Below are 15042 nucleotides of genomic sequence, written 5' to 3'. Positions count from 1 at the left end.
GTGGCTTCCGCTGCTCGACCTACCCCGTCGCTCTACACCGACGAGCGACGGCCACGCGATGTCGATGCGTCTCCTAAAGCGTTTTAGGACCCACCGCTCACGTACGGACATGGAACAGCGTCTCCGCCGGTTCCGTCGCCCCCTCCCGGCCCTCCTCGTCGTCGCGGCGCTCGCGCTGCTCGTCCGCCTCGTCGCGCTCGGCTCGCGCGTCGCCCACCAGGACGAGGGGCGCGTCGCCGACTGGATACTCCACTACATGACCGTCGGGCAGTGGGAGTACCGACCCATCATCCACGGCCCCTTCCTCCCGCACGTCAACGGCGTCGTCTTCGACCTCCTCGGCGCCTCCGACTTCAGCGCGCGCCTCGTCGTCGCCGTCATCGGTGGCCTCCTCCCGCTGGCCGCCTACCTCTATCGGGACCACCTCGACGACGCCGAAGTCGTCGCGTTCGGCCTCCTGCTCGCCGCCAGCCCTGCGCTCCTCTACTACTCCCGGTTCATGCGCAACGACCTCATGGTCGCCGCGTGCATGATCGGCGCGCTCGGCTTCTGGCTCCGCGCGCGCGCCTCGGGGCGAACGCGCCACCTCTACGCGGGCACGTTCGTCTTCGCGCTCGCGTTCACGATGAAGGAGAACGCCCTCCTCTACCCGGTCGCGTGGCTCGGCGCGCTCGCGCTCGTCGTCGACAGGCGCCTCCTGCTCGCCCGCCTCGTCGACGACGGCCCCGGACGGGTTGCGCTCGCGCTCGCCCGCGAGACCGCACGCGGCCTCCGCCCGTGGCTCCTCCCGCTCGGCGTCGCGCTCTGCGAGTGGTTCCTCGTCGTCGTCGCGTTCTACGCGCCCCTCCCCGAGGCGTACGGGATGTTCGCCGGCCTCGATGCGTTCACCGCCGTCCTCCACACCGCCACCGTCGGCACGTGGACGGCGTTCGCGGGCACGTGGGCGCACAGCGGCATGAGCGAGCACTCCACGGTCGGGTTCCTCGGGCGCTTCGCGAAGATACTCGCGCTCACCGCGACCGTCACCCTCGGCTTCGCCGTCGTCGGCTTCCTCCGCGAGCGCTACGGCCGCGACGACCCGCGCGACATCGTGGAGTTCTGCTTCTACTGGGGGGCGGCGAGCGTCCTCGGCTACGCCATCGTCACCGACATCATGGCGGGGTGGCTCGCGACGCACGTCGTCGCGCCGCTCGCGCTCCCCGCCGCCGTCGGCCTCGCGTGGGTCTACCGCGTCGGCAAGCGCGGCCACGCCTCCGGCGACGCCCTCCTGTTCCGCGTCGCCGCCGCCGTTCTCCTCCTCAGCGCCGCTGGCGTCGGCGGCACGGCCGCGTACACGAGCTACGCCGCCCCGCAGGACCGCGCGAACCCGCTCGTCCAGTACGCCCAACCCGGCGGCGACGTGAAGCCGACGCTCGCCGACATCGAGGCGGTCGCCGCCGAGCACTCGGGCATCGACGTGGTGTTCTACGGCTCCGAGTTCTACAACGCGAACGACCTCACGCAGGTCCCGACGCTGAACAGCACCTCGGGCGGCTACGACGGCTGGTTCGCGCGCCTCCCCTACCCGTGGTACTTCGACCAGTACGACGCGCGCGTCGCCAGCACCACGCGCACGGAGACGCTCGCCGAGCAGGACCCGCCGGTCGTCATCGCGCTCGACGGTGACGCCGACGAGGTGCGCGAGGCCATCGACGCGAGTCAGTACAGCGAACGCACGTACCCGCGCTACCTCCACGGCGACCGGCTCGTCTTCTTCGTCCGCGAGGGCGCATCGTAGGCGGCACTCGGGACGCGTTCCGGCGTGGCGCTCGTCCGACGGTCTTATGCGGCGCGAGCGTCAAATCCGTGGGTAATGACCGACCGGGCGCTCGACGTGGTGGAGTTCCTGTTGACTGCACGCGTCTACGAGCGCAACACCGACCTCGACGAGAACGACCTCCCGCCGGCCGTCCGCAGTGCGCTCTGGGACGGTGACGGTGTCCCCCGGCCGCCGAAAGCGACCGGCGAGGCCGTCGCGAACGCGACGGGCATCGACGACCCGTGGGACGAGGTGGCGAGCCTGATGTTCACCGAACAGGACTCCTTCTCGGGGAGCATCCGACTCGTCGACGACGACATGGCGATGGAGTGGTACGCGGACCGCGCGACCCCCGACCGGGTACGGGCGAACCCCGCGCTCGCGTCCGTCTACGAGGACGACTTCGAGGACGTCGACTACGAGGCCGCGCGCGAGGCGAACCGGCCCATGCAGGCCGACCCGCAGTGGATCGACGGCCTCCTCGAGGAGATGTTCGACGAGGACGACGAGGAGATGCTCGACCTCGTCGAGGTGCAGGCCCCTGCGGAGATCGAGACGACGCTCGAGGACCTCGTGCTCACCGACGAACAGCAGGCCGAAACCGCGAAGGTCTCGAAGGCCATCGAGCACCGCGACTACCTCGCGAAGGTCGGCCTCGTCGAGGTCGGGAAACTCCTCTTCGTCGGCCCGCCCGGCACCGGGAAGACCTCGACGGCGAGGGGGCTCGCCCACCGCCTCGACCTCCCGTTCGTCGAGGTGAAGCTCTCGATGATCACGAGCCAATACCTCGGGGAGACCGCGAAGAACGTCGAGAAGGTCTTCGAGGTGGCCAAGCGCCTCGCGCCCTGCGTGCTCTTCATCGACGAGTTCGACTTCGTCGCGAAGACCCGCACGAGCGACGAGCACGCCGCCATCAAGCGCGCCGTCAACACCCTCCTGAAGGCCATCGACGAGATGAGCCTCGTGAAGGACGACGTGCTCCTCATCGGCGCGACCAACCACCCGGACGAACTCGACGCCGCCGTCTGGCGGCGCTTCGACGAGATTCTGAGCTTCCCCAAGCCCACCGAGCCGATGCGCGCGGACATCATCCGCATCGTCACGCGCGGCATCGAGGTCGAGGACTTCGACCCCGAGGAGATCGCCGCGAACACCGACGGCCTCACAGGGAGCGACCTCCGGCTCGTCCTCCGCGAAGCCGTCCTCGACGCGCTCGTCGAGGACCGCACGACGCTCTCCCAGTCGGACCTCCTGGCCGCCATCGAGTCCTTCGAGGAGCGCGACCACCTCCGCAACCTCGATAGCCTCGAGGAGGCCGTCGAGACCGAGGAGGGCGACGGCCACGACCACGCGCACGCCCACGACTGAGTCGTGGGGCCGCGACGCCAGCCGATGTGCCGGGAGTTAAGAACGCCCGCGACGACGTAGCGGGTGATGCGCGTCACCCTGCTCGGCACCGGCGACACTGCGGGCACGCCCCGGCCCGGCTGTGACTGCGACACCTGTCTCGCCGCACGCGAGCGCGGCGTCGAACGCACCCGCTCGTCGGTGTACGTCGAGAACGAGGAGACGGGCGAGCGCCTCCTCGTGGACACGAGTCCGGACTTCCGCCAGCAGTTCCTCCGAGAGGGCGTCGCGCTCCCGGACGCCGCCGTCGTCACCCACATTCACTTCGACCACCTCGACGGCCTCGGGAACGTCTATCGCCTCCTCGACCACCTCCCCGTCTACGCGGCGGACGAGACCGACCCGGAGACGGGCGAGTCGGTCGCCGCGACGATACGGAGAAAATACGACTACCTCGACGCCGTCAGCGTCCACCCTCGGACGCCGTTCGAGACCTTCCGGGTGTGTGGCTTCGACGTCACGCTCGTCCCCGTCGACCACCCGCCCCTCCTCACCTACGGCCTCGTGGTCGAGCAGCCGGAGACGGGCGCGACGCTCGCGCTCTCCGGGGACACGAGCTATCGCGTCTCCGAGGCCTCCCGCGACGCCCTCCGTGACCCCGACCTCCTGCTCGCGGACGGCATCGTCCCCGCGAGCCTCTGCGAGTACCACCCGCTCGGCGGGCGCGACGAGGACGCCGAGGGCACCCCGCGAACGTTCGGCACGAAGCACATGACGCGGGAGGGCGCGGTGGCGCTCGCCGACGACCTGAACGCCGAGGAGCTACGGGTGGTGCACGTCGCGCACCGCTACCCGCCCGAGGAGGCGTTCGCGGAGCCGCTGGGCATCGACGGCGAGACGTTCTCACTCTGAGCGCGCGGCGTGCACGACGCCGGCGGCGAAGCCGCCCCATGCCAGCGCGAGGCCGAGGAGCGCCGGCGCGTACGCGAAGCCGTCGCCGTAACCGATGGCGAGCGCGAACGCACCGACCGTCGACACACCCGTGAACGCCGCCGAGACGGCGTTCCCGCGCTCGTAGAGCACGGGCGCGGGGTTCGCGGCGACGAGCGCCGCCGCCGCAGTGGCCGTGAGGAAGAGGCCGCCGAGGAGGAACGGGTCGCGGGTGTCGGTCGCACCGAGGGCGACCGCGACGAGGCCGACGACGACGCCGGTGAGCACGGCGCGAGCGCGGGTTCGGGACACGTCGAGGAGTGGAGCCGAATGGGGTTAGTCGTTCGCCCACCGCCCGAGCCCGGACTGCTCGCGCGCCCCGCCCGCCTCGGGGTCCCACGCCTGTCGCGCGGCGCGCTCGCCCGCGAAATCGGCGACGGGTGGTTCGTCCGCCTCGTAGCCCGGACAGTCGGGCCCGCACTCGCTCGCGGCGTCGACGAGACGCCCCTTGTACGCGCAGTGGGGGAGCGTCGCCGCGCCCGCCTCCGCGCCGCGCTCGGCGTTCGCGCACGCGGGTAGCTCGTACGTCCGCCACCCCTTCCCGTAGGCGCGCTCGGCCACTCGGAGCCGCTGGGTCGCCTTCGCGTCCGGGGAGACGGGCCGCACCGCCCAGCGGCCGGCGTGGCGCTCGCCGGGTTCGAGGCCCCATCCCGACGCGTCGAGGCGCGTCGGCTCGCGGACGACCTCGACGGTCGACGCCTCGGTATCGACGCGCCAGACGCCGACGGCCTCGGGGAGGCGATTGAGGTGCGCGCGCGTCACGTGGGACTCGGTGGCGAGGACCGCGTAGTCGAGGAGGCCGAGCGAGACGTCGTGACGGAGCTGGGCGTCGAGGTCCCCCGGCCTGCCGAGGTCGGGTTTGTTCTCGACGCCGACGAGGTCGCCGACCCAGTCGGGGTAGCGCGCGACCTGTCGGACGACCGCGTGGCCGTCGCGGCGCGCGCGTTCGAGGAAGCCCGCCTCGACGCCGCGCTCGGCGAGCGCCCGGGCGCGAGCGGGCGGGCCGTCGAAGGCTTCGGTGACGCGACGCCACCGGCCGACGCCGACGTCGGCCTCGATGACGGCGGCGGGGATCGCCTCGGGTGTGAGTTCGGCGCGCGCGTCGAACTCGGGGCCGCGCGTGAGACAGACGACGTCGACGATGCGCCCGCCGGCGGCGTGGACGCTCGTCCCGAGCTGGCGCGCCACCACGGGGTAGTCGCGCTCGAGGCGGGCGCACAGACGCAGCTCGAAGCCGAACTCGCGCACGAGAGACACGAGGGCGCTGGGGCGGTTAAGCGTCCCGTCCGCTCACGCCGCGAGCGCGACGTCGAGCGTGAGCATCACCATCAGGCCCGCCATCGTGCCGAGCGTCGCGATGCGCTCGTAGCCCCGCGCGTGGCTCTCCGGGATGATCTCGTCGGAGATGACGTAGAGCATTGCGCCCGCCGCGAACCCCATCGCGTACGGGAGTATCGGCTCCATCACGAGGACGGCCCACGCGCCGAGGACGGCGACCGGCACCTCGACGAGGCCCGCGCGCAGGCCCGTCACCATCGCGTAGAAGCGCGTGCCGAGGCCGGCGTTCCGCGCGGCGATGGCGACGGCGAGCCCCTCGGGGACGTTCTGGATGCCGATGGCGAGCATGAGGGCGAGCGCCTCGCCGATGTCGCCCGCGCCGAAGCCGACGCCGACCGCGAGGCCCTCCGGGAGGTTGTGGAGGGTGATGGCGACGATGAAGAGGAGGACGGACGCCATGCGGCCGTCCACGTCGAGGGGTGTGGCGGCCTTCGCGGCAGGCTCGCCCTCGGTGGCTTTCGCGGCGTCCGGCCGCTTGCGTCCCGTCACGAGCACGTGGACGTGGGGGACCCAGCGGTCCGCGCGGTCGAGAGCGAGGACGCCGAGCGTGAGGCCGACGAGCACCGGCACGAGGCCGCCCGCGTCGATGCCGGGGAGGATGAGGCTCGTGAAACTCGCGGCGAGCATCACGCCCGCCGCGAAGCCGAGCGCGCCGTCGAGCGCGCGCTCGGAGGGGTTCCGCCAGACGAGGATGCCGAGCGCGCCGACGAGGTTGAACGCCGCGATGACGACGCCGCCGACGAGCGCCTGTATGACGGGGTTCGAGCCCGCGATGCCGACGAACGCGTCGGCGAACCAACTCACGCTCCCCACCTCCGCGCGTGCGCCGTCGGACGGGCGCGTGACGTGTCGCGATGCATACGAAGTGGGCGGGCGGCCGAACGCATAGGCTTTCGCCACGCGGGCGGCGGCGCGCGCCGCCGCGAGCGGCCGCTGGGCGTATCGAATCGGGGGCTTTATCATTTCCGCAGGGCGAAGTGCCCGCAAGATTACTTCATGGCAGGAACCCATCGCCAACCGGAGGTGAACATCGGTCTGGTCGGACACGTCGACCACGGGAAGACGACGCTCGTGCGCGCGCTGTCCGGTGAGTGGACCGATCAGCACTCCGAGGAGATGAAGCGCGGCATCTCCATCCGACTCGGCTACGCTGACGCGACCTTCCGCCGCTGTCCCGAGGAGGAACCCCCCGAGTGTTACACGGTCGAGGAGCACTGCGAGGAGCACGACGTCGACACCGAGGTCGCGCGGACGGTGTCGTTCGTCGACGCCCCCGGCCACGAGACGCTCATGGCGACGATGCTCTCCGGTGCGGCGCTCATGGACGGCGCCGTCCTCGTCGTCGGCGCGAACGAGGAGGTGCCCCAGCCCCAGACCGAGGAGCACCTCATGGCGCTCGACATCATCGGCATCGAGAACGTGGTCATCGCGCAGAACAAGGTCGACCTCGTGGACGCCGAGCAGGCCCGCGAGAACTACCAGCAGATCGAGGAGTTCGTCGAGGGCACCGTCGCGGAGGGCGCGCCCGTCGTTCCCGTCTCCGCCGAGCAGGAGATCAACCTCGACGTCCTCATCGAGACCATCGAGGAGGAGATTCCGACCCCGGAGCGCGACCCCGACGCCGACCCCCGGATGTACGTCGCGCGCTCCTTCGACATCAACCGCCCCGGCACCACCTGGGAGGGCCTCACCGGCGGCGTTCTGGGCGGGAGCCTCGTCGCCGGCGAACTCGACGTCGAGGACGACCTCGAACTCCGGCCGGGCCGCGAGGTCGAGGAGGGCGGCCAGTCCGAGTGGCAGCCCATCACGACGAACGTCCGCTCGCTTCAGGCGGGCGGCGAGAACGTCGACACCGTCACGCCCGGCGGCCTGCTGGGCGTGGGGACCGGCCTCGACCCGAGCATGACGAAGGGCGACGCGCTCGCCGGCCAGGTCGCCGGCCACCCCGAGGCGCTCCCGCCGACGTGGGAGTCCTTCGAGATGGACGTCGACCTGCTCGAGCGCCTCGTCGGCGCCGAGGAGGGCGAGACCATCGACCCCATCAACACCGGCGAACCCCTGATGCTCACCGTCGGCACCGCCACCACGGTCGGTGCCGTCACGTCCGCTCGCGACGGCGAGTGCGAGGTGAACCTCAAGCGCCCGGTCTGCGCCGAGGAGGGCGACGTCATCGCCATCAACCGCCGCGTCGGCGCGCGCTGGCGGCTCATCGGCATCGGCCGACTGCAGGGGTAACCATGTCGGAGCGGGTCGCCGTCGACGCGAACGCCCTCATGATGCCCGTCGAGGTGGGCGTCCGGGTGTTCGACGAACTCGACCGGGTCTGTGGCGACTACGACGCGGTCGTGCCGGACGTCGTCCGCGACGAGCTCGCGACGCTCTCTGACGGCGCCGGCGAGGAAGCGACCGCCGCGTCAGTCGGCGCGGACCTCGCGGCCCGCTGTGACGAACAGGAGACGGACGGACAGTACGCGGACGACGCGCTCGTCGCGCTCGCAGAGTCGGGCGCGGTCGACGCCGTCTGCACGAACGACGGCCCCCTCCGCGAGCGCGTGCTCGCGGCCGGCGTTCCGGTAATCCATTTACGGGGCCGGAATCAACTCACACGCACTCAACCATAGATGTACAAGCGCGCACGCCTGAAGGACACGGTAGAAGTACCCCCGCGACACCTCGCAGACGTCTCACCGGACCTGGTGAAACGGCTGTTGCAGGACAAACTCGAGGGGCGCATGGACGAAGACCTCGGCAGCGTCGTCACCGTCACGGAGGTCCACGACATCGGCGACGGCGCCGTCCTCCCGAACCGACCTGGGGTGTATTACGAGGCGGAGTTCGACGCCGTCACGTTCGACCCCGAGATGCAGGAAGTCATCGACGGCGAAGTCGTCGAAGTCGTGAACTTCGGGGCGTTCGTCGGCATCGGCCCCGTCGACGGCCTGCTCCACGTCAGCCAGATCTCCGACGAGTACCTCGCGTACGACGAGCAGAACCAGCAGCTCTCCTCGCGCGAGTCGAGCGACATCCTCGGCGTCGGTGACGCGGTGCGCGCGCGCATCGTCACGAAGAGCATCGACGAGCGCAACCCGCGCGAGTCGAAGATCGGCCTCACCGCGAAGCAGCCGGGGCTCGGGAAGCACGAGTGGCTCCGCGCGGCCGACGAGAACTCGGAGGCCGAGTAGATGGCGTCGAACCGTCTCGCCTGCCACGACTGCCACCGCATCGTCGAGCCCGACGAGGAGGTCTGCCCGTACTGCGGGTCGAACGACCTCACCGAGGACTGGGCGGGCTACGTCGTCATCACGCACCCGGCGTCCTCCGAAATCGCGGAGAAGATGGAGGTCACGGAGGCCGGCGAGTACGCGCTGAAGGTCCGCTGAGGTACCGAGGCGTGTCCGAGGCCGTCGCGACGCTCCCGCCGAGCGCGCGCGCGTCGTTCAAGCAGCCGCTCGGCCCCGTGTTCACGGACGCCCTCGCCCTCCTCGAGGGCGCGGGCGACCCCCTGATCGCAGTCGGCGACGTCGTCACCGCCCATCTCGGCGAGGCGGGCGTGACGCCGCACGTCGCCGTCGTGGACGGGAAGACCGAGCGCGAGGCCGTCGCCCCTGAGGTCACCGCGAGCCTGCCCGACGTAGCGCGCGTCGTCGACGTCACCTCCGAGCCGGGGTCGCTCTCCGGCGAGTTGGTGCGCGCGCTCGTCGCGGCCATCGACGCCGACGAGCCCACCAGAATCGTCGTGGCGGGCGAGGAGGACCTCGCGACCGTTCCGGCGGTGCTCTATGCGCCGGCGGACGCGACGGTCGTGTACGGGCAACCCGGCGAGGGGATGGTGCGCGCGAACGTTACCGCCGGCCTCCGCGAGCGCGTGCGCGACCTCGCGGGCGAACTCGAGACGACCGCGGCGTTCTGGCGGCTCGTCGAGCGCGCGTAGCTACGCGCGTCGCTCGACGTCGTGAAGCCACGCGATTGCGACGACACCGAGACCGAGGAGCATCGCGTAGAAGCCGACGGCGTAGAACGTCCCCGTGCTCCCCAGCGTGAGGAAGCCCCCGACGAGGATGACGCCGAGGCCGAGGCGCTGGAGCGACGCCGTGCTCATCGAACCACCGTGGCGGGCATGCGCGACGGGACGGCGGAGCGCGGCAAAAGCGTTCGGCCGAGTGAACAGCCCACGGGGATAGCGTCCGGCGACCGAGCGGTCCATCAGGACCCGGACGGTCGCCGGTTCGCTCGCCGTCAGGCGAGGTGCAAACGGCCCCGTAGGGGTCGTGCAGTACTTTTGGTCGAGCTTTTGCCAGCGCCGGCTCCGCCGGCGCACAGCAAAAGGTCGTTCGTAATGCTTTTACTCGGTTCGACGCCTTAGTCAATGACAACTGACCATGGAAATCGACATCCTCAGTGAGGAGGACAATCCCCTCCTTCACCGCCGGCAGGTTCAGTTCGAGATCGTTCACGACGAAGCGACGCCGTCGCGCCTCTCCGTCCGCGACTCGCTCGCGGCGACGCTGGACAAGGACAGCGACGAAGTCGTCATCCAGAGCCTCGACACGAAGTTCGGGATGCGCAAGACCGTGGGCTACGCGAAGGTCTACGAGTCCCCGGAGGCCGCCATCGACGTCGAGCAGGACCACATGCTCGAGCGCAACAAGATCAGCGCGGACGCGGAGGCCGCCGAGGCGGAGGCTGAGGAATAATGCCCCGCTCGGACTACTACAACGACGAGGGCGAACTGGCGAAGGAGCAGTGTCCGCGCTGTGGCGACACGTTCCTCGCGGAGCACTCGGACCGCAAGCACTGCGGGAAGTGCGGCTACACCGAGTGGAACTGAGCGCGTAACCCCTCCTTTTCATGCGCGTCGTCGGGATCGAGGGGACGGCGTGGTGCGCGAGCGCCGCGGTGTTCGACTCGGAGCGTGATGCAGTCAGTATCGAGTCGGAAGCGTACGAACCGGAGAGCGGTGGCATTCACCCGCGCGAGGCCGCCGAGCACATGCGCGAGGCGATCCCGCGCGTCGTCGCGGCCGCGCTGGAGACCGCCGAGGGGCCGATAGACGCGGTGGCGTTCGCGCGCGGGCCGGGCATCGGGCCGTGCCTGCGCATCGTCGGGTCGGCGGCGCGCGCGCTCGCCCAGGGCCTCGACGTGCCGCTCGTCGGCGTGAACCACATGGTGGCGCACCTCGAAATCGGCCGGCATCGCTCGGGCTTCGAGTCGCCGGTCTGCCTGAACGCCTCGGGCGCGAACGCGCACGTTCTCGGCTACCACAACGGCCGCTATCGCGTGCTCGGCGAGACGATGGACACGGGCGTGGGGAACGCCCTCGACAAGTTCACGCGCCACGTCGGCTGGTCCCATCCGGGCGGCCCGAAGGTCGAGGAGCACGCGGAACGTGGCGACTACGTCGACTTCCCGTACGTGGTGAAGGGGATGGACTTCTCCTTCTCGGGCATCATGAGCGCCGCGAAGGACGCGTACGACGACGGCACGCCGGTCGCGGACGTCTGCTGTGGCCTCCAAGAGACGGTCTTCGCGATGCTGACGGAGGTCGCGGAGCGCGCCCTCTCGCTGACGGGGCGGGACGAGCTCGTCCTCGGTGGCGGCGTCGGGCAGAACGCGCGCCTCCGGGAGATGCTCGCGGCGATGTGCGAGCAGCGCGGCGCGGAGTTCTACGCGCCCGAGGCGCGCTTCCTCCGTGACAACGCGGGGATGATCGCGGTGCTCGGCGCGAAGATGTACGGCGCGGGCGACACGCTCGACATCGCGGACTCGGCGGTCGACCCGGACTTCCGGCCGGACGAGGTGCCGGTGACATGGCGCGACGACGCCGAGGACGTCCTGCTCGCGGGTGCGGGCGCGGAGACGGACGTCCGGGGCGCGGAGGCGGTGGTGGACGTCGGCGCGGAGACGGTGACGAAGACACGCCGGCCGAAGGCGTACCGCCACGACGCGCTGGACGCGCGCCTGCGCCGCGAGCGGACGACGCACGAGGCCCGCCTGCTCTCGGAGGCGCGCCGCGCGGGCGTACCGACGCCCGTCGTCTTCGACGCTGACGTCCCGGGGAGCACGCTCGAACTGGAGCGCGTCGGCGAGACGGACCTGCGCGACGCGCTGAGCGAACGGCGCGTCGCGGTGGTCGCCGAGCACCTCGCGGCGCTCCACGACGCGGGCTTCGTGCACGGCGACCCGACGACGCGGAACGTACGCGTCGCGCAGCGACGCGGAACGAGCGAGCGGGGAGACACGACCCGCGAGCAACGCGACGCCGACGGGCCGGAGGCGTCGCGGGGAGAGCGAGCGGGAGCGGACGCGACACGCGAGTCGCGCGACACGCGCGGCGGGCGCGTCCACCTCATCGACTTCGGCCTCGGCTACTACACGGACGACGCGGAGGACTACGCGATGGACCTCCACGTCTTCGAGGGCGCCATCCGGGGGACGGCCGACGACCCCGAGCCGCTGCTCGCGGCCGTCGAGGCGGCCTATCGGGAGGCGGGCGACCCCGGCGTCCTCGAGCAACTGCGCGACATCGAGGGTCGCGGGCGCTACCAGTAGCGACGGCGCGGCGTCTCAGCCCGCGCCGACGACGATTTCGAAGCGGGTGCCGCCGTCCGTCCCGTCGCGGACGGTGATCGACCAGCCGTGGCTGCTCACGATGCGCTCGACGATGGCGAGCCCGAAGCCGCTCCCGCCCTTCGCGGTCGTGTACCCCTTCTCGAAGACGCGCTCGCGCTCCGCCTCGGGGATGCCGGGGCCGTCGTCCTCGATGTAGACGCCGTGCCGTTCGTCGAGCACGCCCGCCGTGACGGTCACGTCGCTCGAACCGTGCTCGACGGCGTTCCGGATCAGGTTCTCGAAGGCCTCCATCACGCGCGTGGGGTCACAGTGGAGGGGGACGCTCGCGGTGACGTCGAGCGAGCTCCCGGGCGCGTGGACGTTCTGGTAGCTCCCGGTGACGAGTTCGGCGAACTCGACCTGCTGGCGCTCGCCGACGCGTTCGCCCTCGCGTGCGCGCTCGAGTAGCTCGCCGATCAGCGTGTCCATGCGCTCGAGCGCGTCGAGCGCCGTCCCGAGGCGCTCGTTCTCCCCCGCGCGCTCCGTGGCGGCGAGTCTGACGTTCCCGTCCGCGACGTTCAGCGGGTTCCGGAGGTCGTGTGCGACCGTTCCCGCGAACTCCTCGAGCTGGTCGACCTTCCGGACGAGTTCGCGCTGGTGGGCTTTCCGGTCGGTGACGTCCCGCGAGATGCCGACGATGGCCGAGACGGTGCCGTCGTCGTCGCGCACGGGCTTACACCGCGACTCGACCCACAGCTCGACGGCCTCGGACTTCTCGACCCGGTACTCGACGACCTGCGGTTCGCCGTCGGACGCGCGCTCCATCGCGGTCGTCACGCGCTCGATGTCGTCCTCGTGGACGCGCTCGAGGAACGACGTCGGGTCGGCTCGGAGGGCGTCGCTCGACTGGCCGAATAGCGTCTCGTGGCGCTCGTTGATGAAGCGGAGCTCCGACCAGTCGGCGTCGAACATCCAGAGCGCCTGCTCGGTGACGGAGACGACTTCGCGCAGTCGGCGGTCGGTCCGCTCGGCTCGCCGCTGTGTGCGCCGGTGCTCGACGGCGGTGATTATCTTCCGCGCGAGGAGCGGCGCCTGGTTCCCGATGGCTTCCTGAATCACGTAGTCGGTGACGCCGGCCTCGATGCTCTCGCTCGCCACTCGCTCGTCCCCGGTCTCGGTGAGGAGGATGAACGGCATCTCGGGGCGCTCGGCGCGGACGTCGCGGAGGAGCGCGAGACCGGTCTCCTCGGTGAGGTGGTAGTCGGAGAGGACGCAGTCGACGGCGCGCTCGTCGAGGAGCGCTCGCCCGCCGTCGGCCGAGTCCGCAGTGAGGACGTCGACGCGCTCCGCTTCGCGAGACAGCTGCGTGCTGATCAGCTCCAGCAGCTGCGGGTCGTCGTTCACGTAGAGCACGGTGATCGGCTCGTCGTCCGCCATGGTCGATACACACGCAAACGAAGGATAGCGCTTTCGCCCGAACGCGCGTCCGCCGCGTCGCCCGCGCGGCGCTCCCGTGGGAAGCGGAAAGGTTCTTCCCACCGCCCTCCATACCCCGCGGTATGTCCGACAAACCCGCGTCCGGGGAACTGTTCGGCGTGCCGTACAACTTCGAGCGCCCGTCGGTCTCGAACATGCTGAAGGCCTACTGGCAGCCGGGTGAGGGGATGCTCGTCGAGAAGCCGTTCGGCGTCGGCTACACGCTGAACCTCGCGAACTGGCGCGCGTGGGTCGTGCTCGCCGTCGCGGGCGCGCTCCTCTGGCAGCAACAGCAGGGCGAGAGCGAGGAGTCCGCCGTCGACGAGGCGGTCGAAGTCGTCGTCGACGACTGAGGTCGGCGTTCCGCATCCTCTTTTACGCGCGGCGTCGCAGACGCAGGCATGAGCCTGCAGTTCGTGACGACGAACCCGGGGAAGGTCCGGGAGGCGACCGACTACCTCGCCGCGTTCTTCGACGTCGAGCAGTACGACTACGATTACGCGGAGGTCCAGAGCGACGACCTCGCCGAGATCGCGGCGCGCGGCGCCGAGGAGGCGTTCGAGGCGGCGGGCGGCGACGACCCCGTCATCGTGGACGACGCGGGCCTCTTCGTCGACGGCCTCGACGGGTTCCCGGGGCCGTACTCCTCGTACGTCGAGGACACGCTCGGCATCGAGCGCGTCTGGCGCCTCGCGGAATCACTCGACGACCGCTCTGCGGCGTTCCGCTGTACGGTGGCGTACGCGGACGGCGAGACGGTGGCGACCTTCGACGGCGAAATCCCGGGCGAAATCGTCGCGCCGCGCGGCGACGGGGGGTTCGGCTACGACCCCATCTTCGAGCACGGCGGCGAGACGTTCGCGGAGATGGGCACGGAGCGGAAGAACGAACTCTCGCATCGCGGGCGCGCGCTGGCGAAGCTCGCGGACTGGCTCGCCGAGCGCGCGTAACGGGCGCGGCGCCCGCGCCGCGCTTCAGGCGCGCGGGTCGCGGTCGGGACCGGGGTAGGCGTCGCCGACGGCTTCGGGGTGGAGGCGCTCGGCGTCGAAGAGGCGCGCGAACCCCCGCGGCGAGGTGAAGCTCGTCGTGACGTACTTCTTCACGCTCGCGTTCGTCTGCGCCGTCCGCAGGCGGTCGTCGAACGTGAGGACGTGCGCGGCGTTCCCGTGCGCGGCGGACGCGAGCGCGGGGTGGTCGCCGTCGGGATGCTCGACGCGCTCGGCGAGCGCCGCCGCCTTCTCGCGCCAGTCGGCGGCGAGACCGACGTCCGCGAGGTCGGCTATCAGCGCTTCGGCGTCGTCGAGGAGGGGGTCGCTCGCGACGAGCGTCATCCACGAGTGCGCGCGGATCGCGTCGAGGGCGTCGCGCGCGGCACCGCCGACGAGGAGGTCGGCGGCGAGGACGTCGGCGTCCGCGACGACGCGCGAGACGTCGGGGGCGTCCGCGAACTCCTCACGCATCGTCGTCACCTCGGCGCTCGGCGAGCGCGTCGCGGACGTCCGCGACGGTCACGTCGTAGTCGTCGGCGCGCTCGAAGAGGGCGG

At 71.1% G+C, this 15042-nt stretch carries 19 protein-coding genes; 13 read left to right on the top strand and 6 right to left on the bottom strand.

The window, feature by feature from the left end; translation table 11 throughout:
• The first annotated feature begins 109 nt into the window (after positions 1–109).
• The 3 genes from EFA46_RS02745 to EFA46_RS02735 all read left to right on the top strand — a co-directional run bounded on the left by EFA46_RS02745 (position 110) and on the right by EFA46_RS02735 (position 4057).
• The gene (locus EFA46_RS02745; RefSeq protein WP_123074985.1) at positions 110–1777 is read left to right on the top strand and encodes a flippase activity-associated protein Agl23; all 1668 of its coding nucleotides are present in this window, start codon (positions 110–112) and stop codon (positions 1775–1777) included.
• Positions 1778–1852: 75 nt separating this feature from the next.
• Complete coding sequence (locus tag EFA46_RS02740; protein ID WP_123074987.1) at positions 1853–3166, top strand: ATP-binding protein; 1314 nt, start codon at positions 1853–1855, stop codon at positions 3164–3166.
• Between the two features lie 66 nt (positions 3167–3232).
• The gene (locus tag EFA46_RS02735; protein WP_123074989.1) at positions 3233–4057 is read left to right on the top strand and encodes an MBL fold metallo-hydrolase; all 825 of its coding nucleotides are present in this window, start codon (positions 3233–3235) and stop codon (positions 4055–4057) included.
• On the opposite strand, the gene EFA46_RS02730 is transcribed toward EFA46_RS02735, so the two are convergent.
• The 3 genes from EFA46_RS02730 to EFA46_RS02720 are packed head-to-tail and all read right to left on the bottom strand — an operon-like array spanning position 4049 to position 6277.
• Positions 4049–4387, bottom strand: coding sequence for a hypothetical protein (locus EFA46_RS02730; RefSeq protein WP_148040650.1), 339 nt, complete (start codon positions 4385–4387; stop codon positions 4049–4051). The two genes, EFA46_RS02735 and EFA46_RS02730, sit on opposite strands and share 9 nt — an antisense overlap.
• Positions 4388–4411: 24 nt before the next feature.
• Positions 4412–5383 carry a DUF5787 family protein gene (locus EFA46_RS02725; RefSeq protein ID WP_123074993.1) on the bottom strand — a complete coding sequence of 324 codons (972 nt, stop codon included), beginning with the start codon at positions 5381–5383 and terminating at the stop codon, positions 4412–4414.
• Positions 5384–5425: 42 nt separating this feature from the next.
• The gene (locus tag EFA46_RS02720; RefSeq protein ID WP_123077303.1) at positions 5426–6277 is read right to left on the bottom strand and encodes a ZIP family metal transporter; all 852 of its coding nucleotides are present in this window, start codon (positions 6275–6277) and stop codon (positions 5426–5428) included.
• A 192-nt stretch (positions 6278–6469) separates the two neighbouring features.
• On the opposite strand from EFA46_RS02720, the gene EFA46_RS02715 reads away from it, so the two are divergent.
• Genes EFA46_RS02715 through EFA46_RS02695 form a run of 5 tightly spaced genes read left to right on the top strand, consistent with a single transcriptional unit; the run spans position 6470 to position 9404 of the window.
• Positions 6470–7708 carry a translation initiation factor IF-2 subunit gamma gene (locus tag EFA46_RS02715; RefSeq protein WP_123074995.1) on the top strand — a complete coding sequence of 413 codons (1239 nt, stop codon included), beginning with the start codon at positions 6470–6472 and terminating at the stop codon, positions 7706–7708.
• A 2-nt stretch (positions 7709–7710) separates the two neighbouring features.
• Entirely contained in the window at positions 7711–8094 is a 384-nt protein-coding gene (locus EFA46_RS02710; RefSeq protein ID WP_123074997.1) for a PIN domain-containing protein, read from the top strand.
• Positions 8095–8655: a DNA-directed RNA polymerase gene (locus EFA46_RS02705; RefSeq protein WP_123074999.1), complete on the top strand. Its 561-nt coding sequence runs from the start codon at positions 8095–8097 to the stop codon at positions 8653–8655.
• The gene (gene spt4 / locus EFA46_RS02700) at positions 8656–8853 is read left to right on the top strand and encodes a transcription elongation factor subunit Spt4 (protein ID WP_123075001.1); all 198 of its coding nucleotides are present in this window, start codon (positions 8656–8658) and stop codon (positions 8851–8853) included.
• Positions 8854–8864: 11 nt separating this feature from the next.
• Positions 8865–9404 (top strand): GTP-dependent dephospho-CoA kinase family protein, encoded by a 540-nt coding sequence (locus EFA46_RS02695; RefSeq protein ID WP_123075002.1) that lies wholly within the window; start codon positions 8865–8867, stop codon positions 9402–9404.
• Here EFA46_RS02695 and EFA46_RS02690 read toward each other — a convergent pair whose 3' ends face one another.
• The gene (locus EFA46_RS02690; RefSeq protein ID WP_158604249.1) at positions 9405–9572 is read right to left on the bottom strand and encodes a hypothetical protein; all 168 of its coding nucleotides are present in this window, start codon (positions 9570–9572) and stop codon (positions 9405–9407) included.
• 280 nt (positions 9573–9852) lie between these two features.
• Here EFA46_RS02690 and EFA46_RS02685 point away from each other — a divergent pair, with 280 nt between their 5' ends.
• From EFA46_RS02685 to EFA46_RS02675, 3 genes are read left to right on the top strand one after another with little or no spacing between them, the layout of a single operon-like run.
• Positions 9853–10167, top strand: coding sequence for a 30S ribosomal protein S24e (locus EFA46_RS02685; RefSeq protein WP_123075004.1), 315 nt, complete (start codon positions 9853–9855; stop codon positions 10165–10167).
• Positions 10167–10301 carry a 30S ribosomal protein S27ae gene (locus tag EFA46_RS02680; RefSeq protein ID WP_123075006.1) on the top strand — a complete coding sequence of 45 codons (135 nt, stop codon included), beginning with the start codon at positions 10167–10169 and terminating at the stop codon, positions 10299–10301. The genes EFA46_RS02685 and EFA46_RS02680 overlap by 1 nt, the downstream gene beginning before the upstream one ends.
• Positions 10302–10321: 20 nt before the next feature.
• On the top strand, positions 10322–12022 hold the full coding sequence (locus tag EFA46_RS02675) for a bifunctional N(6)-L-threonylcarbamoyladenine synthase/serine/threonine protein kinase (RefSeq protein WP_123075008.1): 1701 nt from the start codon (positions 10322–10324) through the stop codon (positions 12020–12022).
• Between the two features lie 15 nt (positions 12023–12037).
• Here the strand turns inward: EFA46_RS02675 and EFA46_RS02670 are convergent, their stop codons facing one another.
• On the bottom strand, positions 12038–13459 hold the full coding sequence (locus EFA46_RS02670; protein ID WP_123075010.1) for an ATP-binding protein: 1422 nt from the start codon (positions 13457–13459) through the stop codon (positions 12038–12040).
• Between the two features lie 122 nt (positions 13460–13581).
• Here EFA46_RS02670 and EFA46_RS02665 point away from each other — a divergent pair, with 122 nt between their 5' ends.
• Both EFA46_RS02665 and rdgB read left to right on the top strand, forming a co-directional pair.
• The gene (locus EFA46_RS02665; protein WP_123075012.1) at positions 13582–13851 is read left to right on the top strand and encodes a DUF5808 domain-containing protein; all 270 of its coding nucleotides are present in this window, start codon (positions 13582–13584) and stop codon (positions 13849–13851) included.
• A gap of 48 nt (positions 13852–13899) precedes the next feature.
• A complete protein-coding gene (rdgB, locus tag EFA46_RS02660; RefSeq protein ID WP_123075014.1) occupies positions 13900–14448 on the top strand; it encodes an RdgB/HAM1 family non-canonical purine NTP pyrophosphatase in 549 nt (182 codons plus the stop codon).
• A 24-nt stretch (positions 14449–14472) separates the two neighbouring features.
• Here the strand turns inward: rdgB and EFA46_RS02655 are convergent, their stop codons facing one another.
• Positions 14473–14958, bottom strand: a complete 486-nt coding sequence (locus EFA46_RS02655; RefSeq protein ID WP_123075016.1) for a hypothetical protein — start codon at positions 14956–14958, stop codon at positions 14473–14475.
• Positions 14959–15042 lie beyond the last annotated feature (84 nt).

It is taken from the genome of Halarchaeum sp. CBA1220 (genome assembly GCF_003721175.2).
Classification (GTDB): domain Archaea; phylum Halobacteriota; class Halobacteria; order Halobacteriales; family Halobacteriaceae; genus Halarchaeum; species Halarchaeum grantii.
Note: the sequence above shows the minus strand (reverse complement) of the source record. Positions and strands in the feature narration are given on the sequence as shown.

Excerpts from the sequence above, each read along its gene's own strand:
- EFA46_RS02745 (WP_123074985.1), top strand. The coding sequence starts at position 110 with ATGGAACAGCGTCTCCGCCGGTTCCGTCGCCCCCTCCCGGCCCTCCTC.
- EFA46_RS02740 (WP_123074987.1), top strand. The coding sequence starts at position 1,853 with ATGACCGACCGGGCGCTCGACGTGGTGGAGTTCCTGTTGACTGCACGC.
- EFA46_RS02735 (WP_123074989.1), top strand. The coding sequence starts at position 3,233 with ATGCGCGTCACCCTGCTCGGCACCGGCGACACTGCGGGCACGCCCCGG.
- EFA46_RS02715 (WP_123074995.1), top strand. The coding sequence starts at position 6,470 with ATGGCAGGAACCCATCGCCAACCGGAGGTGAACATCGGTCTGGTCGGA.
- EFA46_RS02710 (WP_123074997.1), top strand. The coding sequence starts at position 7,711 with ATGTCGGAGCGGGTCGCCGTCGACGCGAACGCCCTCATGATGCCCGTC.
- EFA46_RS02705 (WP_123074999.1), top strand. The coding sequence starts at position 8,095 with ATGTACAAGCGCGCACGCCTGAAGGACACGGTAGAAGTACCCCCGCGA.
- spt4 (WP_123075001.1), top strand. The coding sequence starts at position 8,656 with ATGGCGTCGAACCGTCTCGCCTGCCACGACTGCCACCGCATCGTCGAG.
- EFA46_RS02690 (WP_158604249.1), bottom strand. The coding sequence starts at position 9,572 with ATGAGCACGGCGTCGCTCCAGCGCCTCGGCCTCGGCGTCATCCTCGTC.
- EFA46_RS02685 (WP_123075004.1), top strand. The coding sequence starts at position 9,853 with ATGGAAATCGACATCCTCAGTGAGGAGGACAATCCCCTCCTTCACCGC.
- EFA46_RS02680 (WP_123075006.1), top strand. The coding sequence starts at position 10,167 with ATGCCCCGCTCGGACTACTACAACGACGAGGGCGAACTGGCGAAGGAG.
- EFA46_RS02675 (WP_123075008.1), top strand. The coding sequence starts at position 10,322 with ATGCGCGTCGTCGGGATCGAGGGGACGGCGTGGTGCGCGAGCGCCGCG.
- EFA46_RS02670 (WP_123075010.1), bottom strand. The coding sequence starts at position 13,459 with ATGGCGGACGACGAGCCGATCACCGTGCTCTACGTGAACGACGACCCG.
- EFA46_RS02665 (WP_123075012.1), top strand. The coding sequence starts at position 13,582 with ATGTCCGACAAACCCGCGTCCGGGGAACTGTTCGGCGTGCCGTACAAC.
- rdgB (WP_123075014.1), top strand. The coding sequence starts at position 13,900 with ATGAGCCTGCAGTTCGTGACGACGAACCCGGGGAAGGTCCGGGAGGCG.
- EFA46_RS02655 (WP_123075016.1), bottom strand. The coding sequence starts at position 14,958 with ATGCGTGAGGAGTTCGCGGACGCCCCCGACGTCTCGCGCGTCGTCGCG.